The sequence below is a fragment of the Pseudarthrobacter polychromogenes genome (assembly GCF_014644495.1).
GTDB lineage: Bacteria > Actinomycetota > Actinomycetes > Actinomycetales > Micrococcaceae > Arthrobacter > Arthrobacter polychromogenes.
This window is the reverse complement of sequence record NZ_BMKU01000005.1, coordinates 175,432-199,190: the sequence shown is the minus strand read 5'-3', so window position 1 is coordinate 199,190 and position 23,759 is coordinate 175,432. Positions and strand designations below refer to the sequence as shown.

Annotated in this window: 18 protein-coding genes; 5 read left to right on the top strand and 13 right to left on the bottom strand. The window is 65.9% G+C overall.

Going from position 1 to position 23,759, the window contains the following annotated elements:
• The first annotated feature begins 119 nt into the window (after window positions 1-119).
• The 5 genes from IEX43_RS10200 to IEX43_RS10180 all read left to right on the top strand — a co-directional run bounded on the left by IEX43_RS10200 (window position 120) and on the right by IEX43_RS10180 (window position 7,613).
• Window positions 120-2,810 carry a LuxR family transcriptional regulator gene (locus tag IEX43_RS10200; RefSeq protein ID WP_188810683.1) on the top strand — a complete coding sequence of 897 codons (2,691 nt, stop codon included), beginning with the start codon at window positions 120-122 and terminating at the stop codon, window positions 2,808-2,810.
• Window positions 2,811-2,998: 188 nt separating this feature from the next.
• Entirely contained in the window at window positions 2,999-4,561 is a 1,563-nt protein-coding gene (locus tag IEX43_RS10195; protein ID WP_181038133.1) for a sugar transferase, read from the top strand.
• 28 nt (window positions 4,562-4,589) lie between these two features.
• Window positions 4,590-5,735: a Gfo/Idh/MocA family protein gene (locus IEX43_RS10190; protein WP_188810681.1), complete on the top strand. Its 1,146-nt coding sequence runs from the start codon at window positions 4,590-4,592 to the stop codon at window positions 5,733-5,735.
• 85 nt (window positions 5,736-5,820) lie between these two features.
• On the top strand, window positions 5,821-6,951 hold the full coding sequence (locus IEX43_RS10185) for a DegT/DnrJ/EryC1/StrS family aminotransferase (protein ID WP_188810992.1): 1,131 nt from the start codon (window positions 5,821-5,823) through the stop codon (window positions 6,949-6,951).
• The gene (locus tag IEX43_RS10180; protein ID WP_188810679.1) at window positions 6,948-7,613 is read left to right on the top strand and encodes a NeuD/PglB/VioB family sugar acetyltransferase; all 666 of its coding nucleotides are present in this window, start codon (window positions 6,948-6,950) and stop codon (window positions 7,611-7,613) included. Before IEX43_RS10185 ends, IEX43_RS10180 begins: the two co-directional genes overlap by 4 nt.
• Here IEX43_RS10180 and IEX43_RS10175 read toward each other — a convergent pair.
• From IEX43_RS10175 to IEX43_RS10115, 13 genes are all read right to left on the bottom strand, one after another.
• Window positions 7,610-8,911: a M18 family aminopeptidase gene (locus IEX43_RS10175; protein WP_188810677.1), complete on the bottom strand. Its 1,302-nt coding sequence runs from the start codon at window positions 8,909-8,911 to the stop codon at window positions 7,610-7,612. The two genes, IEX43_RS10180 and IEX43_RS10175, sit on opposite strands and share 4 nt — an antisense overlap.
• A 34-nt stretch (window positions 8,912-8,945) precedes the next feature.
• Window positions 8,946-9,638 (bottom strand): response regulator, encoded by a 693-nt coding sequence (locus IEX43_RS10170; protein WP_188810675.1) that lies wholly within the window; start codon window positions 9,636-9,638, stop codon window positions 8,946-8,948.
• Window positions 9,635-10,987, bottom strand: a complete 1,353-nt coding sequence (locus IEX43_RS10165; RefSeq protein WP_188810673.1) for a sensor histidine kinase — start codon at window positions 10,985-10,987, stop codon at window positions 9,635-9,637. The genes IEX43_RS10170 and IEX43_RS10165 overlap by 4 nt, the downstream gene beginning before the upstream one ends.
• A 27-nt stretch (window positions 10,988-11,014) precedes the next feature.
• A complete protein-coding gene (locus tag IEX43_RS10160; RefSeq protein ID WP_188810671.1) occupies window positions 11,015-11,866 on the bottom strand; it encodes an ABC transporter permease in 852 nt (283 codons plus the stop codon).
• Window positions 11,863-12,810 (bottom strand): ABC transporter ATP-binding protein, encoded by a 948-nt coding sequence (locus IEX43_RS10155; RefSeq protein ID WP_188810669.1) that lies wholly within the window; start codon window positions 12,808-12,810, stop codon window positions 11,863-11,865. Before IEX43_RS10155 ends, IEX43_RS10160 begins: the two co-directional genes overlap by 4 nt.
• 153 nt (window positions 12,811-12,963) lie before the next feature.
• The gene (locus tag IEX43_RS10150) at window positions 12,964-14,463 is read right to left on the bottom strand and encodes a bifunctional phosphatase PAP2/diacylglycerol kinase family protein (protein WP_188810667.1); all 1,500 of its coding nucleotides are present in this window, start codon (window positions 14,461-14,463) and stop codon (window positions 12,964-12,966) included.
• Between the two features lie 63 nt (window positions 14,464-14,526).
• Window positions 14,527-15,720: an MFS transporter gene (locus IEX43_RS10145; RefSeq protein ID WP_188810665.1), complete on the bottom strand. Its 1,194-nt coding sequence runs from the start codon at window positions 15,718-15,720 to the stop codon at window positions 14,527-14,529.
• A complete protein-coding gene (locus tag IEX43_RS10140) occupies window positions 15,717-16,490 on the bottom strand; it encodes a DeoR/GlpR family DNA-binding transcription regulator (RefSeq protein WP_188810663.1) in 774 nt (257 codons plus the stop codon). Before IEX43_RS10140 ends, IEX43_RS10145 begins: the two co-directional genes overlap by 4 nt.
• Window positions 16,491-16,653: 163 nt before the next feature.
• Window positions 16,654-18,336 (bottom strand): ABC-F family ATP-binding cassette domain-containing protein, encoded by a 1,683-nt coding sequence (locus IEX43_RS10135; protein ID WP_104187065.1) that lies wholly within the window; start codon window positions 18,334-18,336, stop codon window positions 16,654-16,656.
• An 89-nt stretch (window positions 18,337-18,425) separates the two neighbouring features.
• Window positions 18,426-20,414 (bottom strand): penicillin-binding transpeptidase domain-containing protein, encoded by a 1,989-nt coding sequence (locus IEX43_RS10130; protein ID WP_188810661.1) that lies wholly within the window; start codon window positions 20,412-20,414, stop codon window positions 18,426-18,428.
• An 81-nt stretch (window positions 20,415-20,495) separates the two neighbouring features.
• Window positions 20,496-21,944 (bottom strand): phytoene desaturase family protein, encoded by a 1,449-nt coding sequence (locus tag IEX43_RS10125; protein WP_188810658.1) that lies wholly within the window; start codon window positions 21,942-21,944, stop codon window positions 20,496-20,498.
• Window positions 21,937-23,403 (bottom strand): glycosyltransferase family 87 protein, encoded by a 1,467-nt coding sequence (locus tag IEX43_RS10120; protein WP_188810990.1) that lies wholly within the window; start codon window positions 23,401-23,403, stop codon window positions 21,937-21,939. Before IEX43_RS10120 ends, IEX43_RS10125 begins: the two co-directional genes overlap by 8 nt.
• A gap of 163 nt (window positions 23,404-23,566) precedes the next feature.
• The gene (locus tag IEX43_RS10115; protein WP_188810656.1) at window positions 23,567-23,704 is read right to left on the bottom strand and encodes a hypothetical protein; all 138 of its coding nucleotides are present in this window, start codon (window positions 23,702-23,704) and stop codon (window positions 23,567-23,569) included.
• Window positions 23,705-23,759: the final 55 nt, after the last annotated feature.

Below are 23,759 nucleotides of genomic sequence, written 5' to 3'. Positions count from 1 at the left end.
AGGTGCAAGCCGACAGCCTGCCGACCCAATGGTTATATCCATAACCGGATGGCGGCATGCAGTATTGGAACAACTACTAACGAAAGAATTTGGTCTCCTTCTTCGAGGATTGGGGACCCATGTCATTGTTAGGGCGAAACAAGGAGTTGGACAGGCTTCTTTCGGTGATCCGCGGTCCCAAGGACACGGCCCTGGCGGTGATCGGTGGCCACGGGGTTGGAAAGTCGGCGTTGCTGTCAGAAATCCCCACACTTTCCGACTACAAAACCGTTTTCCTCGGGGCAAGCGCGTTCGAATCTGACTGGCCCTTGTCCGGTGTCACGGCCCTCCTCAACGCCATGGATGATCCCGTACTCAACCGAATCGCTGATGAACTCCTGCGCGATACTGCCGGATCCCTGGACGTGCCGGCCATTTCCTCAATGCTCCTCAACGGCCTGCACCAGCGCGCATCCTCCCGGACGGTCATCGTCATCGATGACGCAGACCAGCTGGATCCGGGCAGCCAGGCGGTGATCGGCTTCCTGGCCCGCCGCCTGTCCGGAACGGACATTGCCATGTTCGTATGCCTCCGTGACGAAACACCCGACAGCCCGTTCAGCGGCCTGGCCGTGCTGCACCTCCAGGCGCTGAGCTACAGCGACACCGTGAGGATGCTTGAAGCAATCCCCGCACGGCAAGCCACGACGGCGGCCGCCCACGCAGTTGCCGCAGCGACCCGTGGAAACCCGCTCGCCGCCGTCGAACTTTATGCCCGGCTGCTGGAACGGCAGGCCGAGGGAAAGTTCGCCCTCCCGGTTCCCCTGCCCGGGAACGGCAGCTTCGAGGCGGAATTCGCCCTGGTGGTGGGCGGACTGACCGCGCCGGCACGGAACGTGCTGGATCTGCTGTCCCTCTCATGCCGGAGCGACATCACCACGCTGGAAAAGATCAGCAAGGACGTGTGGACCGGCGTGGACGAACTGCTGGCCTGCGGGATCGTGCACCGCACTGGCCCGCACCTTGCAATCCGGGACCAGCTGCTTCGCGGGTACGTCTTTGGCGCCATGACCCCGGCAGTCCGCACGGCCAACCACCGGGCGTTGGCGGACGCGTGCCAGGACACTGACCCGTACGCCCGCAGGTGGCATCTGAGCTTCACGGCGCTGGAACGGCAGACCCCGTTCGGTTTGCTCCGCCATGCCGTAGACCTGATCCGGGGCGGCGAACTGTCCTTCGCTGTGGAGTACGTTGAACGCGCCCTGACCATCAACCCCTGGGAAGCGGAAACGGCGGCACGTCTGGCGGCGATCGCTGAGCTGCTGTTCAACCGTGGTGAGTTCGTTTACGCCCGGCGCTACCTGGAATGGGCACAGCGGGTGACCCGGAATCCTGCCTTGATTCTGCGGCTGACGGGGCTCTCCTTCGAAATCGACTTCATCCAGGGGGGAGCGGTCCGTTCCAGCATGGTGCTGCGCCTGGTGAAGGAATTCGGCCAGCACGATCCTGCCTTCGCCGCCAATCTCCTCGCCGTCGCCGCGGTGTACTATGCGGAACGCTGGGAATTCCAGGATGCGTGCGAGCTTCTCCAGTACGCCGGCAATTTCCAGGACGCGGCATCAGCCGAATGCCTTGAGCTTACGGAACGTGCCAGGCTGCTCACCGAGTCCACCAGCGGCGAGGGGGTCCAGCCCGGACGCAAGTACACCCTTGAGGGCGGCTCCGTGGCCGGCCTCCTGATCCAGGGCCGTGCCTTCAGCTACGCGGAGCGCTACGACCAGGCGCAGGAGCTCTTTGCCATGGTGCGGACCTCTACACGGGACGCCCACGTGAACTGGCGGGAAACGGCCCTGTTCCTGGCTGTGGACAACGAGGTCAGGGCAGGAAACGTCCGGACGGCGAGCAAGCTGATGGATGACCTTGAACTTTTTGAACCCGAGTTCAAGTACCACCGCGGCCTCCGCCACGTTTTCCGGGTATGGCGCGCCCACGCGCTGGGGGATGAAACCCTCGCCCACAGTTACGCGGCCGAGGCACAACGCTTCGCCGGCGCCGAAAGCCACCCGGCCATCACCGCCCAGCTTGCTGCCTGGCAGGGCCACTTCGCACTGCTTCGGGGTGACCTGGCAGAATCCCTTGCCCAGCTCTCACGCGCGGCTGAGATTGGCACGAGTTTCACCAATCCCACGCTGCTGCGCTGCGACGCGGACCTCGTGGAGGTACTGGTCCGGCTGGGACGCCACCGGGAAGCAACCCAGGCCCTCCTCAGCCTGGAGAGCCGTTCCGTCGGGTTGCGTTCACCGTGGCTGATGATGGCGGTTGCCCGCAGCCGTGCCATCCTTGCGGACGGTGAGCAGTCGCTGCAATTGTTCGGCCAGGCCCTGGACAGCAGGAACTCGCGTGATTCGTTGCTCGAACGGGCACGGACCATGCTGTGTTATGCAGAACGGCTGAAGGCACTTGGCCGCCTGCGGGATGCCCGCGACGGCCTTCTGCGGGCCAAGGTCATGTTCGACGAGGTCGGTGCCAACGCCTGGATCCAGCACGTGGATGCGCTCCTGCTGGACGAACGGGTGGAAGCACCCGGCCCACAGGGAAACCCGGCCATGCTGCTCCTCGCTGACCACGAACGCGTCCTGGCAAGAATGGTTGCCCGGGGCATGCGCAACAAGGAGATCGCCTCCACCCTCTTCGTGTCCGTGAGGACCGTCGAGGTGAGGCTGACCGCCATCTACCGCAAGCTCGGGGTTGAGTCCCGCGCCCAGCTGACTGCCCTGGCTGCCAGCAAGGAAAAGGCGGCTCCGGAGCCGTACATCCTGCCGGTTCTCTAGTGCCGGCTGCAACTGCTGCAGCTACCCGCATTATCCACAAAATTCCTTCGCGGGACCCACAAAGGGCCCGTGCAAACCCTCCGCAGGTGGCTTTCCGTGACTAGTTTTGCTTCACGGCAAGAGCACAAGCGGACATACCGGAAGGGGTCACCATGGCAGAAGCACCCGTCACCGGACAGCGGCGTCCCATGTTTTACGGGACCAAACGCTCAGCGCTCACCGGCAGCCTGGCAGGCGAGCGTCCGGCCCTGGCGGGCGACGGTCCCGCCCCCGGAGTATCTCCCGGCTACCGGCCGGCCGTCAGCCTCGTCCCCCCGGCGCTGGACCGTAAGGCGTCCTCGGCGGACTGGATTTCGGTCCACATCAACCTGTTGCGTGTCACGGACTCGCTGCTGATCGCCGGGGCGGTCGCCCTCGGCTACCACCTTGCCAGTCCAGGGCTTCTGAGCAGGACATCAACGGCCGCCGGGATCGCGGCCAGCGTTGCACTGGCACTGATCTGGATCGCTGCACTGGAAATCTACAGGACACGCGATCCCAAAGTCCTGGGCGTCGGTGCAGACGAGTACAAACGGGTCATTTCGGCCACCTTCCGGCTCTTTGGCTTAATTGCCATTGCTTCCGTCGTTTTCTCAATCCAGAGCGGTGCCACCATGTTCGCTGTGGCCTTACCGGTGGGCACCGTGTCGCTGACCGCGAACCGCTGGCTTTTCCGGCGCCGGCTGGCGACTGAAAAAGCCAAGGGACGGCACCTGTCACGGGCCATCGTCGTCGGTGAACCCGAGGACGTCCGGTACGTGGTCCAACAGATCGAAAAGAAGTCCGGCCCCGTCTACAAGATCCTCGGCGTGTGCCTTCCCGGTTCGCGCCGGGGGGCCAGGCTGCGCGTGGGCGAGCAGCTGGTGCCAGTCCTTTCTTCCACGGATGACATTTCCCGGACTGCGCGCCTCGCGCAGGCCGATGCCGTGATCGTTGCAGGGCCCCTCCCGGGCGGGAACAAGTTCATCCGGGAACTGGGGTGGAGGCTGGAGGAGTGCTCTGCCGAGATGGTGCTGGCAGCGACCCTCACGAACGTCGCGGGGCCGCGTATCCACTGGCGCCCTGTGGAAGGTCTTCCGCTCATGCATGTGGACATTCCCCAGTATTCCGGCGGCAAGCACGTCCTCAAGCGGGTCATGGACGTCGTCCTTGCCGGCGCCGCCATCACCGCACTTTCGCCGCTGTTGCTGCTCCTTGCCGTCATTGTCCGGCTGGACAGCCCGGGTCCCGTCCTGTTCCGCCAGGACCGGATCGGCAAGGGTGGCCAGACCTTCGGCATGTACAAGTTCCGGTCCATGGTGGTGGATGCCGAGGAGCGCCAGGCCGTGCTGCACGAGACCAACGAAGGTGCCGGGGTCCTGTTCAAGATGCGCAATGATCCCCGGGTCACGCGGTGCGGGCGGTGGATGCGCAAGTACTCCCTGGACGAACTCCCGCAGCTCTGGAACGTCGTCCTCGGCGACATGAGCATGGTGGGCCCGCGCCCTCCCCTTGCACGCGAAGTCAGCGGGTACGAGCAGCACACCCACCGGCGCCTCCTCATCAAGCCCGGCCTCACTGGCCTCTGGCAAATCAACGGGCGCTCGGACCTGTCCTGGGACGAGGCCGTGCGCCTGGACCTCTACTACGTCGAAAACTGGTCAATCCCGGGTGACCTGCTGATCTTGTGGCGGACTTTCCGTGCCGTCATCCAGCCTTCCGGCGCCTACTGACCGGCGCCTACTGACAAAGAGGATGAGAATGGAAGCTTTCGCTAAGGACGTCGGTCACGGCAGGGACGGCGCTAACGCAGAGAGGTTGCGTATCGCGGTGGTTGGCGCAGGTTCCCGGGGAGCGGGCATGGCCGAAACCCTCCAGTCCAGCCCGGACTGGGACCTGGCAGCCATCTGCGACGTGGACTCCCGCCGGGCCGGGACAGTCTCGGAAAAGCTCGGCGGTGCGCCCTGGTTTGAGGCCATCGACGAATTGCTGGACAGCGTGGAAGTGGATGCGGTGGCGATCGCCACCTCCCTCCGCGCCCTGTTCGGAACCGGAATGACTGCGCTGCGGGCAGGCAAGCACGTCCTGGTGGAACAGCCGTTGGCGGACAGCCTGGAGCGCGGGCAGGAGATGGCTGCCGAGGCGGACGCCAAGGGCGTTGTGCTGATGGCAAACAAGGCCCAGTGTTTCGAGCCTGCCGTGCAAAAGATGCAGAAGTTGGTGGGCAGCGGATCCCTGGGCGATATCCTTTTCGTCGAAGCGGTGCGGACCGAAAGCAACTTGTCCCGGACTGACCGTGACGTCTTCTGGGACCTGGCCCCGGACAGTCTTGCCCTCCTTGACTATGTGTTCGCCGGGCGCCTCAACCCCCAGGGAGTTTCGGCGCTCGGGGGTGACCCGCTGGGAACCGGCCGCGACTGTGTTGGCCACGTGATTTTCCGGCTTCCCAACGACGCCACGGTGCACCTCCACGTCAACAACCTGAGCCGCGTGAAAAGCCATCAGCTGGTCATTGCAGGTTCGCAGCTTGTCCTGGTGTGGGATGCCACGCTTCCACAGGAACAACTGGGCATTTTCGACTCCGATTCGTCCACGCAGCAACGGCGGCGCTCCCCGTACTGGGCGGAGCCGGGCGCACTTCAGGTGCCGGCCGGAGATGGACAGGTGCCCGCCTTCGGGCAGGAGGCGCGTGACCGCGTGGCTGCCGAGTTCGCCCGCCGGGCGCGCGGCCACCAGCGGGCACCGTCCACGAATACATCCGGCCTGCGGGTACTCGGCATGCTGGAGGCCGTGACCCGCAGCAGGGGCCTCGAAGGCCAGGCGTCGAGTATCCACGTACCAGGGTCCGAGGACTACCAGCAGCAGGCCGCAGGATCCTGGCTTGAAAGCGTCCTGTGGTCCAGGTGACACGGACTGCCGGTCTCCGTTCCGTTCCTCCTAGGAAAGATGGTGCCTCGTGGCCACCGAATCAGCTGTTGCACGCATCGAAGTAATGAAGCCCTGGCTGGGCCAGGAGGAAGCTCATGCGCTTGCCGAGGTTGTCTTCTCCGGATGCGTCACACAGGGGCCGAAAGTCAAGGAGTTCGAGGTCGACTTCGCAGCCGCACAAGGGGCCAGGTTCGCAGTAGCCACGTCGAGCTGCACCACCGCGCTGCATTTGGCCCTCGTGGTGGCGGGAATCGGTCCAGGGGACGACGTCGTTGTCCCGTCGCTTTCCTATATAGCCACGGCCAACGCCGTGACGTACGTCGGCGCACGCCCCGTCTTCTGCGACGTGGATCCTGCCACCGGCAACGTGACCGCGGAGACCATCCACGCCGCCCTGACCCTGGATACCCGGGCGGTGATCGTGGTGGACCAGGGCGGAGTGCCCGTGGATCTGGACCCCATTCGCGATCTGTGCGACCGCCACGAAATCACGGTCATCGAAGACGCTGCCTGCGCGGTGGGCTCGCAGTACAAAGGAAAACCGGTGGGCGCCGGCGCCCACATCACCGTATGGTCCTTCCATCCCAGCCACATCCTCACCACCGGGGAAGGCGGCATGCTCACCACCCGGCGGGCGGACTGGGCGGCCCGGGCCCGGGCCCTGCGGGAACATTCAAGCAGCCTGGCAGCCCTCAACCGGGAAGAACTCTTCCTGTCGCCCCGTGAAGTCTGCCTCGAAGTCGGCTTCGACTACCGCATGACCGACCTGCAGGCCGCCGTCGGAATCATCCAATTACGGCGGCTTCCGGAAATGGTGGAGCGGCGCCGGAAGATCGCGGGCATGTACGTCGACGCCCTCAAAAGCCTCAAAGGCCTCAGGATCGTGTCCGATCCTCCATACGGCACCACGAACTATCAATCCCTGTGGCTGGAAGTCCTCCCGGGGTTCCCCATGACCCGCGAGGCCCTGCTGGAAAGGCTGGCCGACGCCGGCATCACCGCACGGCGCGGGGCGTATGCCGCGCACCGCCAGCCGGCGTACCGCTGGCGCGACAACGGCAACGCCAGGCTGCAGTCCACGGAGCGGCTGAGCGACCGCACCCTGGTCCTCCCTGTGTTCCATGAGATCGACTCGTCCAGCATCAACCGCGTCATCAACGCCATCCGGAACGCAGCGCACCCGGTGGGCACGTGAGTGAGCTGATCCTTATTTCAGTGAGCGGCCTTGCCCGTGAAGTCCTGGCGATGGTGCGCAGCAGTGGCCAGTACGACGTCGTTGGCCTGCTGGATGATGACAAGGAGATGGCCGGAGTCACCGTGGACGGGGCGCCTGTCCTGGGGAGCATCGATGATGCGGCCAACTACACCCATGCGTTCCTGCTGGTGTGCCTGGCGTCCGGGAAGGCCAGGGAAGCCGTGGTGGACCGCCTCACGTCCCTGGGCATCCATGAATCGCGGTATGCAACAGCGGTGGATCCCTCGGTGCAGTACCCCGAAGGCTGCCGGATAGGGCGGGGAAGCATCCTCTTGCGCAATGTCACCCTGACAGCCGCCGTCACCCTGGGCTCCCACGTGGTGGCAATGCCCTCGGTGACTTTCACCCACGACGACGACGTGGCGGACTTTGCGACGTTCGGCGCGGGCGTGTCATTGGGCGGCGGAGTCCGGGTAGGGAAGGCTGCCTACCTCGGCATGAATTCCAGCGTCCGCGACAGGACGTCGGTGGGCGACTATGCCACCGTGGGCATGGGTGCTGCCGTGCTCAGTAACGTCCCTGCCGGAGAAACGTGGGTTGGAGTCCCCGCCCACGAAATCGACCAGCACCTGTTCGCCTTCGGGAAGGAACCGTCCCGCTAGACCGCCGTCCGGAAGAACTGCGCGGTCACCGTGGCCAGGCGCCAGGGATCCTCCACGCCGCACAGCTCCCGCGCGGAATGCATGGACAGCAGCGGAACGCCCACGTCCACTGTCCGGATTCCCAGGCGGGTGGCGGTCAACGGACCGATGGTTGAACCGCACGGAATCGCGTTGTTGGACACGAACTCCTGGTAGGGAACACCGGCATCGGCGCACAGCCGGGCCCACAGCGCCGCACCGGGGGCGTCAGTGGCGTAGCGCTGGTTTGCATTGATCTTCAGGAGCGGTCCGCCGTTAAGCACCGGATGGTTGGCGGGGTCGTGCCGCTCCGCGTAGTTGGGGTGCACAGCGTGTCCGGCGTCCGCGGACACACAGAACGACGCCGCCAGTGCCTGCCGCCGCTGGCTCACCGTGGCGCCCAGCCCGTCAGAGATCCGGACCAGGACATCCTCAAGGATGGGACCACAGGCACCCGAGCGGGAGTTTGAGCCGATTTCCTCATGGTCGAACGCCGCCAGGACGGCGATCGGGCTGCCGGTACCGGGCGCGGACGCGTGCGCGATCAGCGCCGCCAGCCCCGCATGGGTGGAGGACAGGTTGTCCAGGCGCCCGGAGGCAAAAAACTCACCGTTGCCCCCGAAAACCGAAGGGGCCTGCGTGTCCACCATGACGACGTCGTACCCGCCAATGTGGGCGGGGTCCACGGAAGCGCCGGAAACGTGGGAAGCCAGCACGGCCAGCAGGTCGGCATCCGCGGGATTGCCGAGCCCCCACACCGGATTCATGTGCCGCTGCTTGTCCAGTGCCAGGCCGTCGTTGACAGCGCGGTCCAGGTGGATGGCCAGCTGCGGGAACCGGAGCATTGGCCCGGTGGCGGTCAGGTGCTCGGTGCCGTCCAGCATGACCAGGCGTCCGGCCAGCTGCAGTTCCCGGTCAAGCCAGGAGTTCAACAGCGGTCCGCCGTACACCTCCACGCCCGCCTGCAGCCAGCCGTGGGCACCCGTGGTGGGCTTGGGCTTGAGCTTGAAGGTGGGTGAATCCGTATGCGCGCCCAGGATGTTGAACCCGGTGGCCGGCCCTGCCCCTTCGGGAACAACCCAGGCAATCAGCGCGCCGTCCCGGATAATGAAGTACTGTCCCGGCCCGCCCTCCCAGGGCTGCAGTTCATCCAGGCGCACAAAGCCCGCCTCCTCCAGCCGCCGCCCCGCCTCGTGCACGGCGTGAAAGCTCGACGGCGATGCGCTGACATAGGCGCCAAGGTCCTGGATATGGTCTGCGGCGGAGGCAAGGGAAGGCATGGTCTCGAGTCTAGACGGCGTTGAACCGCGGATCTCAGTAGTCCGGGTTGCTCGGCACCACCAGGCCGGTTTCGTACGCGTAAACCACGGCCTGGACCCGGTCGCGCAGGTGGAGCTTGGTCAGGATGCGGCGGACGTGGGTTTTCACGGTGGCTTCCGAGAGGTAGTACCGGTGGGCGATTTCTGCATTGGACAGCCCCTCAGCCATCGCCTCCAGCATTTCCGTTTCCCGCGGGGTCAGGTCCGCCAGCAGGGGGTCAGGTGCAGGAACGGCCGGGGCCGGGCGGGCGGCACCCCGGACATATGTTTCCAGCAAACGCTGCGTCACGCGCGGTGCCACCACGGCGTCCCCGCTGGCCACCACCCGGACAGCGCTGACTAAGTCCGACGGCGCCACGTCCTTGAGGAGGAAGGCCGAGGCTCCTGCCTGGAGGCCGGCAAAGGCATACTCGTCCACGTCGAAGGTGGTCAGGATGATGATCCGGGCACAGGAACCGGAGGCGGTGATGGCGCGCGTGGCCTCGATGCCGTCCAGCACGGGCATGCGGACGTCCATCAGCACCACGTCCGGGCTCAGCTCCCGGGCCTGCCGCACCGCGTCGGCGCCGTCCGAGGCTTCCCCGACAATCCTCAGGTCCTCTTCACCCTCCAGGATCAGGCGGAAACCCATCCGCAGCAGCGGCTGGTCATCGGCCAGCAGGACGTTGATGGGTGCGTTTCCGGTCATGGGTTGCCTTGCAGTTCGTAGGGGCGGATTGATCCGGCGGACTCCTCGCCGGGCCAGGACAGTACAGCGTGGACTCGCCAGCCCCGGCCGCTGGGCCCGGCTTCCACGGAACCGGAATAGATCCTGGAGCGTTCAGCCATCCCGGCCAGCCCCTGTCCGGATCCATGGGAACCAGCAGCACCGGACGGGGAAGTACCTCCATCCTGGGCGGGGTGCCCGGTCACTCCGGAGCCGTCGTCGAGCACGTCAATGGTCACCGTGGAGCCGGAGCGGACTACGGTGACATCCACCCGGGTCAGGGCGCGGCCGTAGCGGAGCACGTTGGTGAGCGATTCCTGAACGATCCGGTACACCGTGAGCTGGAACGCAGCATCGCCGGGCAGGGCAGGCCCGGTATGGGAGTAGTGCAGCGGCAGGCCCGCGGTGCGGAAGCCTTCCAGCAGGCTGGCCAGGCTGTCCCCGGCAGTCAGCGGCGGCCGGGGCGCGGCGGTGCCCGTGTCATCACGCAGGACGCCCAGGACCCGGCGCATGTCGGCGAGGGCGGTGCGTCCCGTCCGGGACAGTTCGCCGAGCACCTCGCCGGCACGCTCCGGGCTTTTCCGGACCACGACGGCGGCACCGTCGGACAGGCTGATCATCACGGTCAGCGAGTGCGCCACAACATCGTGCATTTCGCGTGCAATCCGGTTCCGTTCGTTGACGGAGGCAAGACTCGCGGTCCGGGCGGCCCAGGCGGCGACCTCCTGCTCGTGCTCACGGCGTTGCCGGACGCTGATGCCGAGGCCGGTGGCCAGGATGTTGGACAGGGCGATGCTGGCGCCGGTGGCGATGCTGGTCAGGAGGTGGAAGTCGCCCGGGTTGACTCCCGGATCGTGGACGAAGGAGTTTTCCATGGGTCCCACGGCCGCCAGGAGATAGAGGAGTGCCAGCGGGGCCGTGGCCGCGGCCATGGTGATGAGCGCGAAGCGGCGGGTGTGGGCCACCGCCACGGCATACAGCGAGAACCACAGTCCCGCGGATACGTTGGAGCCCCAGGGGTGGAGCAGGGTGACCGCTACCTCCACCACAGCGACAAAAGCCACCAGGCCCACGGGATAGAACCGCCGCAGGAACATGGACCCTGCCACCAGCACCAGCAGGGCGGCTGCAAGCCAGTTGCCGGACCTGGCCGCGTCCACCACGGTGGGTGCCACCAGGAGGCTGTAGCTGGCGGCCACAACAGCGTCCATGACCAGCGGGCGCCGCTGCAGGTACCGGCGAAGCCGTCCTCTGCGCCTCGCCGTGAGCTCGGCAAAGGACGCGTCGGCCTGCCAGGCCGGCGCGTCCTTAATAAATGCCGTTTGGTTCATACGTCGGGGTTGCCCGTTCCGTGGATGCTAGACGTCGCGCTTCTTCAAGATGATCATGGCTGCAGCCACGGGAACAACCACCCACACACCAAGCCACGTCCAGGCCTGCCAGACCTCCAGTGCGTCTTCCGCAGGCGCGGCTGTCACGATCCGTTCAAAGAGGCTGTCCGGCAGGTACTTCCGCGCTTCCTCGAAGAATTCCCCGGGGATGAGCTGGAAGGCAATGGGGACCACGAAGAACAGCCCCACCAGTGACATGATGCCCCCTGCTGAATTGCGCAGGAGAGTCCCCAGGGACATGCCGATTGCCGCGACTGCTGCCACGTACACGCCGCTGACCAGCAGGAGGCGCCGGGAATGGTCGGAACCGAGGTCGATATCAAAACCGTAGTTGTCCAGGATGGGGGTGGCCGCCACGTAAGCGAGCAGGGACGATGCCACGGTCACCACGAAGGCACATGCCGTCACCACCAGCAGCTTCGCAATGAAGGCCGGGGTACGTTTGGGGACCGCCGAGAAGGTGGATCTTGCCATGCCGGTGGTGAATTCCGAGCTCATGAGCAGAACCGCCAGGGATCCGATAATGAGCTGCGCGAAGGCGATGCCGGATGTCGGGATTCCCGCCGTAAGGTCAGCGCCCTGGGCGGCGAAGGCCGCAGCTGCCTGGGGATCGTTCTGGGATGCCTCGGAAAACTGTCCGATGCCCCAGGCATTCAGGGCGGCAAAGCCCACCATCACCAGCACGGTGGATCCGACCAGGATCAGGGTGGAGAGGAGGGTCCGGAACTTGATGAACTCCGAGTTGAGGACGCGCAGGAAGCTGGGACCGGGACCAGCCGTGCCCTGCGGCCGGCTGGATTGAAGTGCTGCTGTGCTCATTGCTGTCCTCCGGTCTGGGTGGGCGCCGCAGCTCCCGTGGTGATGAGGGAGTGGTACTCCACCTCGTCCTTGGTCAGTTCCATGTACGCCTCCTCAAGGCTCGCCTGGAGGGGAGTGAGCTCGTAGACCATGATCCTGTTGTCCAGGGCTGTCCGGGCGATGTCCCTGGCGGGCAGGCCCGTGACCTCAAGGAGTTCGTGGTCCTGGACCTCCACGGAGACGCCGTCGTCCGCGAGCAGGCGCATGAGCTGCTCCGGCTGGTCCGTCCGGACGCGGGCACGGGACTGGCCCTTGCCCGTGATAATTTCGCCGATGGGGGCATCAGCAATGATCCTGCCGCGGCCAATGACAATCAGGTGGTCGGCGGTCATGGCCATCTCGCTCATCAGGTGGCTGGACAGAAACACTGTCCGCCCTTCCGATGCCAGGTACTTCACCAGGTTCCGAACCCAGACCACACCCTCCGGGTCCAGGCCGTTGACTGGCTCGTCGAGGATGATGGTCTGGGGGTCTCCCAGCAATGCGGCGGCAATGCCCAGGCGTTGCCCCATTCCAAGGGAGAACCCCTTCACTTTCTTTTTGGCCACCTCCCCCAGGCCTGTCATCTCGATGACCTCCTGGACCCGCTTCCTTGGAATACTGTGGGTCGCGGCCATGGCCAGGAGATGGTTGTACGCGGTGCGGCCGGTGTGGACGGCCTTGGCGTCAAGGAGTGAGCCCACTTCGCGCAGGGGTGCGGCATGCTGCGCGAACGGCACCCCGTTCACGGTGACGGAACCCGACGTCGGCCGGTCCAGTCCCATGATCATCCTCATGGTGGTGGACTTTCCGGCGCCGTTGGGTCCCAGGAAACCGGTAACGCGGCCTGCCTGGACGGTGAAGCTGACCCCGTCCACGGCGGTTTTGTCGCCGTAGACCTTGGTCAGCCCTGTTGCCTCAATCATGGAGTGTTCCTTCGAACGGCAGCTTGTGGACTGCGGGATGCATTGCAGAAGACTGGTACGTACGCACCACGCTACCCACGCCGGGGGCGGATTACGCCGGTCTCAGGGATGATTCAGGGGCGGGTCAGGGTAGTCCCCTTGGATGACCGGTGGTCACCGGGGCTGTGGCGAGTAGTAGGCAAGGGTCCTGCGGCGCACCGTATATTCGACGCTGCGCACACCGGCCAGCGCCTCACCGTCCACCGCCAAAGCCATCGGCGACCCGCCGGCATCGATGCGCACCCGGGTTGCCTCTGAGAGGTGGGTGATGCGCGAGGTTGCCACGGTACCCGTCAGCACCGACCACAGCAGCCGCAGCCGGGCGAATGACTCGTCTGCTGTAATCATGCGGACGTCGAGCACGCCGTCGTCCATCACGGGCCGGAACAAGGGGGCGTGGTCACGCGGGTAGTACCGGCCCCGCCCCACATAGGCGATCCACACCTTGTGCCGCCTGCCGTCGACAGTGAGGGTGGTGGGGGTTCCGGCCGCGAAGGTACGGAACATCGCCACCACCCCGGCCAGGGGTTTTCCCAGCGCAGGCTGCAGCTGTTCCCGGCGGCGCACGAAGTTCGGGTACAGGCCAATACTTGAGGTGTTCAGCATGGTCAGCTGTGCCCTTTCCGGGCTGCCGGCCAACCCGCGCTCCACCGTGACGATCCCTATGTCTGCCAGCGCCGCCTCTCCCCTGGCAGCGGCGGCGACGGCCTCCTTCAGGCTCCCGGTGCCGGCGTCCCGGGCAAAGTGGTTCAGGGTACCGCCGGGGAGGACCAGCAGGGGCAGGGAACGCTCGACGGCGGCAGCTGCCGCGGCTCCGACGGTTCCGTCGCCGCCCCAGACCCCGAGGGCACGCGTGCCGGGATGCTCCGCTGCCAGCCGGATCTCGCGGAGGAGATCCTGGTCAGGATGGACAGATGTAATATGCGCCTTGGGGAATACCTCTTGCAGGGCGGCAGCCGTCTCCTCCGTGAAGGACCCGCCGAGGGTGTTGACCACGATGCTGAGCCCCATGCCGCCGGGTAGTTCCGCTGCTGTGGTCCACGTTCGCGCCACGTCCGGGAAAGGGGGGCGCACCGGCCACCACGCGCGCGTCATGAGTGCAGCGCCGGCACCCAGGGCAGAACCGAAAAAGACATCCGAAGGCCAGTGGGCTCCGGTGTGGACGCGCGAATAGGCGACGCCTGCCGCCACCGGAGCCAGCACGGCCCCTATGACGGGCTGGACGAGTCCTGTACCCACGGCGAAAGCGACGGCCGACGCAGAGTGCCCGGATGGCATGGAGGAACTTGTCGGCTGGGGGTGGACGAACCGGAACACCGGAAGATGTTCCGGCAGCGGCCGCGCCCGGGGGAGCAGGGTTTTGAAAACACCGTTTGTGACGGCGGAAGCCACTGCCTGGGCGATGAGGCCGTGCAGTGCCGCACGGCGCGGCCGTCCCGGAAAGGCGGCCATCGCTGCGGCAGCCGCAATCCAGAGTTTTCCGTGGTTTGCGGAGGCGGAGAGGCGGCGGAAGAAGGCATCATGGTTGCCTCCCGGAAGATCCGAGACATGCCGCACCAGGTATCTGTCCAGGCGGCTGATCCAACGATGGCTTCGTCGCCAGGTGTTCTGCATTCCATCACCCTACCGTCCGGTGAATGGAGGTTCTCCAGCCTCGCGGAAAGCCCGTTCGCCGTATTACCCTGCCCTCAGGGGCTTTGCCGCTCCTGCCAGCACGAGTGCCAGGAGGATCGGCGCGAGGATGGCCAGGAGCGCCAAGTGTATGCCGGTCAGGTCGCCGAGGTATCCCAGAAGGGGAGGACCGGCGAGGAACGAAATATACCCCAGTGTGGATACTACGGACACCCGGGTCGCAGCATGCTTCGGGTTGTCCGCAGCGGCAGACATGCCCATGGGGAAGGCCAGCGCTGCTCCGACCCCCCACAAGGCGGCCCCCACAGCGGCCAGCCACACGTTTCCGGCTAGCACAAAGAGGCACAGCCCGGCCGCTGCGGCAGCCATGCTCGCCCTAAGGACGGCAACACGGCCGTACTTGTCGATGACGCGGCCGCCAAGGAACCGCATTGCCGTCATGGCCAGCACGAAGAGGGCGAACATCAGCGCGCCGGTGGATTCAGAGGTGCCCAGGCCGTCTACGGACGCTTTCGCGATCCAGTCATTACCTGCACCCTCCGTCAGGGTGGCACCCAGGACCACAACCCCTATGAGCAGGGTGCGGCTGTCACGCCAGGCTGACGGTCCCTTGGCTGCCTTTGGTTCTCCGTCCGGTGTGGCGGTGGAGATATGCGGGAGGAAGTAGCGCGGGGCAGTCAGCATCACCACAACAACCACACCGGCGATGACCAGCAGGTGCAGGGGCAGGCCGACGCCCACGGTGGAAAGTCCGGCACCGATCAGTGCACCGACGAAGGCACCGCCGCTGAACGCTGCATGGAACTGCGGCATGATGGTGCGCCGCAGCTTATGCTCCACGTCGGCACCCTCAATGTTCTGGGCTACATCCCAGAGTCCGATTGCAATCCCGAAGAAGAACAGGGCAACGGCCGTTCCGGGAATCGACGCAACCGAGAGCGAAGCGGCGATTCCGGCACCCGCGAGGGCCGCCAGGATGCCGCCAAAACGTGCGGTGTTTGCGGTCCCGATCCTGCCCACCACCAGCCCGGCGGTAGGGAGCGCCAGGAGCGAACCCACGGCGGTGCACAGCAGGAGGGTGCCCATCTGCCCGGAGGTGATCTGCAGGGTCTCCGTGACGGCGGGGATCCTCGCGGCCCAGCTGGCAAAGACCAGGCCGTTGATGCCAAAAACCACAAAAGTGGCTGCGGCGGCAGCGTTCAGTCCTGCCTGCTGCCCGGTACCGGTGTTGATGCTCATACAGTCACTACTTCCAGGGAGTATTCGTCGAGTTGCGCGCGTTCTTCGGCGTTGAAATTTTTGTCCGTCACCAGGACGTCCACCCGTTCCAGGCCGGCAACCAGCGCCCGGGCTTGAGCGTCCCATTTGGCGGCGGAGGCAGCCACCATCACCCGTGCGGCCGATTCCAGGCCGGCGCGCTTTACTGCCGCGTCGTCGATGTCGTGGGCCAGGAGGCCTGCCTTGAGGTCCACGGCGCAGGGTGTCACAACAGCGGTGTCGAAACGCAGGGAGCGGATGTTGGATTCGGCGAGCGGGCCACGGAAGCTCAGCTCTCCGGGAACAAGGCTGCCGCCGGGCAACAGCAGGGCCGGGCGGGTACCTGCAATTGGTTCGCCGCCCGCAAGGACGTTCAGCGACCTGAGCGACATGGGCATGACCGTCAGTTCCCTCGCTTCCACAGCGCGGGCCACCTCCGTAGCGGTGCTGCCGCTGTCCAGCCACACATGCTCGCGGTCCCCCAACAGCCCTGCTACTGCGGCCGCAATGCGCTTCTTGGCGTCTTGGTCCTCCAGTTCGCGCTGGCCATAGCCTGGATTTTCGCCGCGCCCGATGAGGCTCCGCGCACCGCCGTGAACACGGCGGAGGACGCCGTTCGCTGCCAGGATCTCGAGGTCCCGCCGGATGGTTGCCCCCGACGCGTCGCAGGCGACCGTCAGCTCGTCCACGGTTACCTCATGGCGCTGGCGGAGCAGCCCGGCAATGGTGCGGTGCCGCTCGTCAGTCTTCATGATCAAATGCTAGCAAACTCTGATCATTTGATCATGAACGCTCTATCACTTGATGCCGGAAATACCGCAACGCTCTCTCCCTTGATGCCGGAAATTACTCATCCTCTCTCACCGGTGAGAGAGCGATGGCCAAAAGGTTGCAGGGAGTGAGAGAGCGTCGGGGTCAGCGGACGCGCTCCACCCGCTTTTCATCCCATACCGGCTCTGCGGATTCGTACACCTTGCCGTCGGACCCGAACACCAGGAAGCGGTCGAAGGTGCGCGCGAACCAACGGTCGTGGGTCACGGCGAGGACGGTTCCCTCGAAATGGTCGATGGCCTTCTCAAGTGCCTCGGCTGAGTGCAGGTCCAGGTTGTCCGTGGGCTCGTCGAGGAGCAGCAGGGTGGCGCCGCTGAGCTGCAGCAGCAGGATCTGGAACCGTGCCTGTTGCCCGCCCGAGAGGGACTCGTACTTCTGTTCCGACTGCCCGGCCAGTCCGTAGCCGTCCAGTGCTCCGGCCGCGGCCTCCCGGCCCAGGCCGGACCGGTGTTCATCGCCGCGGTGCAGGATTTCCAGCAGCGTCTTGCCCAGGAGGTCGGGCCGGACGTGGGTCTGGGCAAAGAACCCGGGGCGGATCCTGGCGCCAAGTTTCACGGTGCCCTCGTGCGGCACTTCGGCGATTTCGACGTCGGAAACGGGCAGGTGTTCCCGCTCCGGATCGGTTCCGCCCGTGGCCAGGAGCCGGAGGAAGTGCGACTTGCCCGAGCCGTTGGAGCCCAGGACGCCAACGCGGTCCCCGAACCACACTTCCGTGGAGAAGGGCTTCATGAGTCCGGTAAGTTCCAGCTTCTCCGCCACGATGGCCCGCTTGGCGGTCCGCCCGCCCTTGAGCCGCATTTGCACGTTCTGCTCGATAGGCAGCGCCTCCGGCGGCCCGATCTCCAGGAACTTGGCCAGGCGGGTCTGGGCTGCGTGGTACCTGTTGGCCATGTCGGAGCGGAACGCGGCCTTGTTCTTGTACATGTTGACGAGTTCCTTGAGCTTGACGTGCTCCTCGTCCCAGCGCTTCCGCAGTTCCTCGAAACGGGCGTTCCGGTCTGCCCGGGCCTCCACATAGGAGCCAAATCCGCCGCCGTGGATCCAGGCGCCGGCACCGTTGATGCCGGGTTCCAGCGTCACGATGCGCCCCGCGGCGTTGTTCAGCAGCTCGCGGTCGTGGCTGATGAAGAAAACAGTTTTCCTGGACTCGTTCAGCTTGTCCTCAAGCCACCGCTTGCCCGGGACGTCAAGGTAGTTGTCCGGTTCGTCGAGCAGCAGGAGGTCGTCCGGCCCGGCAAAAAGCGCTTCGAGCACCAGCCGCTTCTGCTCACCTCCGGAAAGGCTCGACGCCGGGCGGTGCTGCGCGCGGTCAAAGGGAAGTCCCAGCGCGGCCATGCATACCTCGTCCCAAACGGTTTCAACGTCGTAGCCGCCCGCATCTCCCCAATCCACGATCGCCTGGGCGTACCGCATCTGGCTTGGCTCGTCGTCGTGCTCCACCATGGCCAGCTCGGCGTCGTCCACCTCGCGCGCCGCTGCCGCCAGGGCAGGCGGGGCGGCGGACACCAGGAGGTCACGCACGGTGGAGCCGTCCCGGACCTGGCCTACGAACTGGCGCATGATGCCCATGTTCCCGGACCGCCCGATCACGCCTTCATCCGGCACCAGGTCCCCGGCGATGATGCGGAACAGCGTGGTCTTCCCGGTGCCGTTGGGGCCGATCAATGCGGTCTTGGTGCCGTCCGGGACCTTGAAGGTCACTCCGTTAAGCAGCTGGGTGCCGTCGGAGAGGAAGTAGTCAATGCCGGAAACGTCAATATGGGCCACGGAGTCCATCTTCCCACGGCCACGGCACGGAATTTTTGTCCAGGTATGCAGGCTTTGACGGCCTGGAAGTCTGCATATGTGGACAAAAACTACCCAGCTGCGGTGAGGAACTCCTTCAGCAGCGGCCCGGACGTCGTCGCTCCCAGTCCGCCGTCCTCCACGAACACGGCCACTGCCAGGTCGCCGTGGACAGCCACGATCCAGGCATGGGTCTTCGGGGGAGTCTCTTTGCCGTATTCAGCGGTCCCGGTCTTTGCCCCCACAGGTGCTCCGGGAACGCTCGCCAGGAAGCCTGCGTGCCCGGAGGTGACCACGGCGCGCATCATGTCACCCAGGGAAGCGGCCTCGGCGGCGGTGATCGGCTCGCCCGAGGCCGTCGACGGCGCTTCCGCCGTGGCGGTGGCGGAGGGCTGCGCCGCCGGTGCCGTGGAACCGCTGGTCGTGCCGGCAGCGGCAGCACCGCCGTCGGGATTGAGGACCAGCTGCGGTGACACCGGCGCGCCCTTGGCTACGGAGCCTGCCATCATGGCCGCCGCCAGGGGAGAAAGCAGCACCTTGCCCTGCCCGATCATGGACGCGGCGTGCTCCGTCCCTGCCGCCTCGCCGGGGACGGATCCGAGGAACGCGTCCGCGCCCAGGGACGGTGCTTCGACGGCGATCCCCATGGCCAGGGCGGCAGCCTCGAGCTGTCCTTGTGACACGGTGTCCCGGGCGGCGATGAACGCCGTGTTACAGGAATGCGCAAAGGCGTCGCGCAGGGTGACGGAGCCCAGGGAGCTTTCGGGATAACCATCGGCGTTCTTGAAGGTGCGCCCGTCCACCGTCAGCGTCGGCGTGCACTCCACCTTGGAATCAGGGGTCAGCCCGTTGCGGAACATGGCGAGCGAGTCCACCATCTTGAAGATTGACCCGGGCGCGTACTGGCCCAGCATGGCCGTGTTGTAGCCGTTACTGCCGGGACCCGAGGCCACGGCCAGGACGGCACCGCTGGAAGGGCGCAGCGCCACGATCGCCGACGCCGGGCCTACCTCCTCCAGGGTGGTCTCCGCCAGTGCCTGCAGCGTCGGGTCGATGGTGGTCTTCAGCGGTGTACCGGGCTCAGGCGCCACTTCAAAGAGCACACGCCGGGGGTCAGTTGCTGCGGACTGGATCTGTTCGCGGGTCAGGTCGGCGCGCTGCGCGCGGATTACGACGGCGTCCGTCCCCCTGAGCTGTTCGTCATACTGCTGCTGCAACCCGCCGATGCCGGTCACATCACCCGCCGTCAGGGCACCTTCCAAGGCTTCGATCTGCTCAGCAGTGGCTTCCCCGACAGTGCCGAGCACGGCGCGGGCGAAGGTCCGGCTGGGTGCCAGCGGCACCGAGGCGGCAATGGCACGGGCGCCGGGGATGGCTGCAATCTGCTCGTTGGTGATGGTGCGGCCCTCATCCCGCAGGGTAATCGCGGAAACAAAGGCTTCCGCCCCGGAGGCCTTCACCTGCTGGACGTAGCCGGCCGGGTCAACCCCAACGAGTGCAGCGAGCCTGGTGGCAGAGTCGGTGGGATCGACAGCGCCCAGCTGGGGCTTGTCAATGCCGACGTTCACCACCGGCCGGTAGGTGACCAGGGGGACGTCCCCCGCCCCGAGGATATCCGCGCGCTGTGGGGACTGGGCCCCCTTGGTGAGGATCTCGCTGTCAGCGAGCCCGGGTGCCAGGGTTGCCGGGTCCCAGACCGTAAGCCATTTGTCCCCGGACTTCCTAAAGTTCGCCGGTACGGTGTATTTCCACTCTGCTTCACCGAATTTCCAGGTGTAGTTCAAGGGCGCCGAGGCGTTGTCGCCGTCCAGGGTGATGCTGCCTGCTTCAACTGCGGGCTTCTGTGGATCCAGTGCCTTGAACACGCCGCGCAGCTGGTCATTGGCGGCAGCGGCGTCCTTGCCGTCGAAGGCCACCCCCGCAACATCCAGTCCCGAAACGGCTGTGGCAAATTGCTGTGCTGCGGTTTCTGCCCCGCTCCTGCCGTCGTCGCAGGCCACCAAAGAGGTTCCCAGAATGAGCGCAGCTACGGCAACAGAAAGTTTTGTTGATTTCCCCATTCGGCCATTATGCCCCGGGACATGCAGTGCGCCTGGCCATACTGGCGGTATTACAGGCGGTTCTACGGGCGCTGCCGGCTGCTATGCGCCACTCAGGCCCAACGACGGAACGGGCAGGTGGAATATGTCCTTCAGCGCATGGATTGCCGCGTGCAGGCCGGGCATACCGGTGACCCCTGGGCCGGGCGGCGTGGAGGAGGAACAAAGATAGACGCCGCGCAGGGGAGTGCGCCATGGATGCCGGGACACTACGGGCCGCTGGACCAGGCCGCGAAGGTCCATGGTGCCGGCGCTGAAGTCGCCGCCGATGTAGTTCCGGTTGTACTCTGCCAGCTGCGCCGCCGTCACCACGTTGGTGTCCACCACGAGGTCCCTGAAACCGGGGGCAAACCTCTCCAGCTGTGCGGTGATGGCTTCTGCCATGTCCTTGGTTGATCCAGCCGGTACGTGGCAGTAGGTCCACAGGGTGTGGCGGCCGGCGGGAGCACGCCGTGGGTCGAACCGGGAAGGCTGGGCCACCAGCACGTAGGGGCGTTCGGGGTGCCGGCCGGCACTGACCTCGTTTTCCGCGTGTGCCAGTTCCGCCCTGGTTCCGCCCACGTGGACCGTTCCGGCGTCAGCCAGTTCCGCAGCCTCCCACGGCACGGGACCGGACAGTATGAAGTCCACCTTGCACGAGCCGTTCCCGTAGCGGAAGGACTCCAAGGCTTTGCGGTAGCGGGCGGGAAGGGAGTCACCGGCCATGTCCACCAGTCCGCGCGGCGCAACATCAAGGAGCGTGGCCCGCGCGGGTGGAAGGTCCGTCAACCGGTTGATGGGGGTGTTTGTGTGGAGGACGCCGCCATGCGCCTCAATGTCCGTTGCCAGGGCGGCGGCGATGGCAGCAGAACCGCCCAGGGGAATGGGCCATCCTTCAGCGTGGCCCAGCGCCCCGAGCATCAGCCCTGCTCCGGAAGCGGCCAGGGACGGAAGGTGGGACACGGCATGGGCCGCAACACCGCTGAGGAGCGCAGGCGCTGACTCCTCGCGGAACCTGGCATTCCAGAGGCCCGAACCTTGTTCCAAGGTCCGCAGGCCGAAAATGCCCGCGGCCACAGGGTTGCGGGGAAGACGGAAGAGCTGGTTCTGGGTGAAGTCCATAACGTCGTCGATGTTCCGCACGATGGGGCCCATGAGCCGCCGGTACGAAGCTCCATCCCGGCCGAGTCCCGCTGCGGTCCGGTCAAGCGACCGGTAGGCGAGGGCGGACCGTCCGCCGTCCAGCGGTGATCCGAAGGAGAGCTCAGGAGTGACAAGCTCCATCCGCCCGGAAAGCTCGAAGGCCCGGAAAAAGGGGGAGGCCAGGGCCATTGGATGAACCGCCGAGCAGACGTCATGGAAGTGGCCCGGCTGCATGAGTTCTGCCGTACGGGTCCCGCCGCCGACCACGGGCGCGGCTTCGAAGACCTCCACGGCAAGCCCTGCCCGCGCCATGACGGCCGCGGCGGCCAGCCCGTTGGGTCCTGCGCCCACCACCGTAACGTCAGGCATCGGATGCTGCTTTTTGCGGGAGCGTGGAGCCGGCCCGGCGGCGGAGGTTCAGCCGGAACCGGTCCGGCGCTCCGGTGAACGGACCGCCATGCGGATCGTCCAGGTGGTGCCGGCGGATGGGATCGTACGAGGGGTCGTAGATATCCCAGGTCACCCGCGCCATCAGGTAGGCGAGGGCCAGCATGTGCGCGGCCACGGCCAGGACGTAGTAGGGCATATCCAGGTTGTGCTGGGAGGAGCCTGCGCTGGTCACCTGTCCAAGGTACATCCACACCGCAGCCCAGTGGAGGCCCTCGATGCCCTGCCAGACCAGGAAGTCGCGCCACCGCGGCCTGGCAAGCGCGAGGAGCGGGATCAGCCATACAACAAATTGCGGTGAATACACCTTGTTGGTCAGGATGAAGGCCGCCACAATCAGGAAGGCAAGCTGGGCCAGGCGCGGGCGGCGCGGTGCGGTCAGGGCAACAACGGCAATGAGGCCGCAGCCAATCGCAAACAAGCCGAGGGACAGCAGGTCTACGGCTGCACCGCTCAGTTCCTGCCCCCTTAACCGGCCAAGCACCAGGTTGTAGGCGAACCAGGGTGAGCTGTATCCGGCGCCGCGGTCGGCCGAGAACTGGAAGAAGTAGGCCCAGCCCGGGAAATTAGCGACGGCGAAGGGGAGATTGACAACGCTCCACGAGACGGCCGCGGCCCCCGCCGTCTTGAGGAACGGCTGGAACCGTCCGGTCCGGAGGGCAAGCAGGAGGATGGCGCCCAGAATGAGCAGCGGATACAGCTTTGCGGCCGTGGCAAGCCCGATGAAGACCCCCGCCAGCACCAGCCTCTCCCGGGAGAAGAAGTACATACCCACGGCAAGCAGGGCCACCGCCCAGAGATCCCAGTTGATAGTGCCGGCCAGGATGATGCCCGGCGCTAAAGCCACCATGGCTGCGTCCCAGGGCCGGCGGGCGCTCATCCGCGCGGTGGCAAGGACCGTGACCACCGCGGCCGCGGCCAGAAGCACGGCATTGATGTCGAAGTAGGCCAGGATCCGGGCATCCGAGGCTCCTGCGCCGGGGACCAACCAGGCCGTTATCCCGGCAATAAGGCCAGTCAGGACAGGGTATTCAAACTGGCTCCCGGTGCCCAGGATGGGAAAGTTCCCGTCTGCCAGTCCGCGGTTCCGGAACAGTTCGGGGAAGTCGGAATAGCAGGTGGCGTAGAACTGGGTGGGGGATTCCCATCCGTTGGCGCGGCAGTATCCCTTCAGCAGGATGCCTGCCAGTGCCGCCAGGACGGTCAGCAGGATCAGTACCCGCTCCACGGTGAAGACACCGGGGGAAACTATGCCCGGAGCGGACCGGGCTCCAAGGGGGCCGCCCACCAATTCCGTGAAGTTCCTCAGCAGGACATCGCTGCGGCTTGGAACAACGAGGCGCAGCCTTCCTCGATGCTCGGGCGGCTGGGTGTCCTCCATGGCTTCGAGCTTACCGCCGTGTCCGGCACCTGGTTGGCGCCACGGGCCGCGGAGCCCACGCGTCACGGCGTGGGCTCCGGCCACAGGTTCGCTGGTGTTCACGATGCCTCCTGGCTGAGGTACTTCTTTCGTGGCTGCCCGGGTCACCCGGGCGGTGCCCTCCCTAGCGGGTACCGCCGATCTGCTGGTGCATCAGGACGAATACATCCTCGCGCTGCTTTTCCAGCAGGGTCTCGTTGAACTTCCTCCGGCTGCTGCGCCGTCCTTGGGCCGGCAATAGGAGTTTTCGGAATTTTTTCATGGTCATCACCTCCTTTCTCTATGGGGTAGGCATGCATAAAGGGGCACGGCAATTA

What these genes read in the sequence shown, in the direction of transcription:
- IEX43_RS10190 (WP_188810681.1), top strand. Translation starts at nt 4,590, where the DNA reads ATGGAAGCTTTCGCTAAGGACGTCGGTCACGGCAGGGACGGCGCTAAC.
- IEX43_RS10125 (WP_188810658.1), bottom strand. Translation starts at nt 21,944, where the DNA reads ATGCCTGACGTTACGGTGGTGGGCGCAGGACCCAACGGGCTGGCCGCC.
- IEX43_RS10140 (WP_188810663.1), bottom strand. Translation starts at nt 16,490, where the DNA reads ATGAAGACTGACGAGCGGCACCGCACCATTGCCGGGCTGCTCCGCCAG.
- IEX43_RS10155 (WP_188810669.1), bottom strand. Translation starts at nt 12,810, where the DNA reads ATGATTGAGGCAACAGGGCTGACCAAGGTCTACGGCGACAAAACCGCC.
- IEX43_RS10200 (WP_188810683.1), top strand. Translation starts at nt 120, where the DNA reads ATGTCATTGTTAGGGCGAAACAAGGAGTTGGACAGGCTTCTTTCGGTG.
- IEX43_RS10170 (WP_188810675.1), bottom strand. Translation starts at nt 9,638, where the DNA reads ATGACCGGAAACGCACCCATCAACGTCCTGCTGGCCGATGACCAGCCG.
- IEX43_RS10115 (WP_188810656.1), bottom strand. Translation starts at nt 23,704, where the DNA reads ATGAAAAAATTCCGAAAACTCCTATTGCCGGCCCAAGGACGGCGCAGC.
- IEX43_RS10165 (WP_188810673.1), bottom strand. Translation starts at nt 10,987, where the DNA reads ATGAACCAAACGGCATTTATTAAGGACGCGCCGGCCTGGCAGGCCGAC.
- IEX43_RS10120 (WP_188810990.1), bottom strand. Translation starts at nt 23,403, where the DNA reads ATGGAGGACACCCAGCCGCCCGAGCATCGAGGAAGGCTGCGCCTCGTT.
- IEX43_RS10130 (WP_188810661.1), bottom strand. Translation starts at nt 20,414, where the DNA reads ATGGGGAAATCAACAAAACTTTCTGTTGCCGTAGCTGCGCTCATTCTG.
- IEX43_RS10175 (WP_188810677.1), bottom strand. Translation starts at nt 8,911, where the DNA reads ATGCCTTCCCTTGCCTCCGCCGCAGACCATATCCAGGACCTTGGCGCC.
- IEX43_RS10185 (WP_188810992.1), top strand. Translation starts at nt 5,821, where the DNA reads ATGAAGCCCTGGCTGGGCCAGGAGGAAGCTCATGCGCTTGCCGAGGTT.
- IEX43_RS10145 (WP_188810665.1), bottom strand. Translation starts at nt 15,720, where the DNA reads ATGAGCATCAACACCGGTACCGGGCAGCAGGCAGGACTGAACGCTGCC.
- IEX43_RS10160 (WP_188810671.1), bottom strand. Translation starts at nt 11,866, where the DNA reads ATGAGCACAGCAGCACTTCAATCCAGCCGGCCGCAGGGCACGGCTGGT.
- IEX43_RS10195 (WP_181038133.1), top strand. Translation starts at nt 2,999, where the DNA reads ATGTTTTACGGGACCAAACGCTCAGCGCTCACCGGCAGCCTGGCAGGC.
- IEX43_RS10150 (WP_188810667.1), bottom strand. Translation starts at nt 14,463, where the DNA reads ATGCAGAACACCTGGCGACGAAGCCATCGTTGGATCAGCCGCCTGGAC.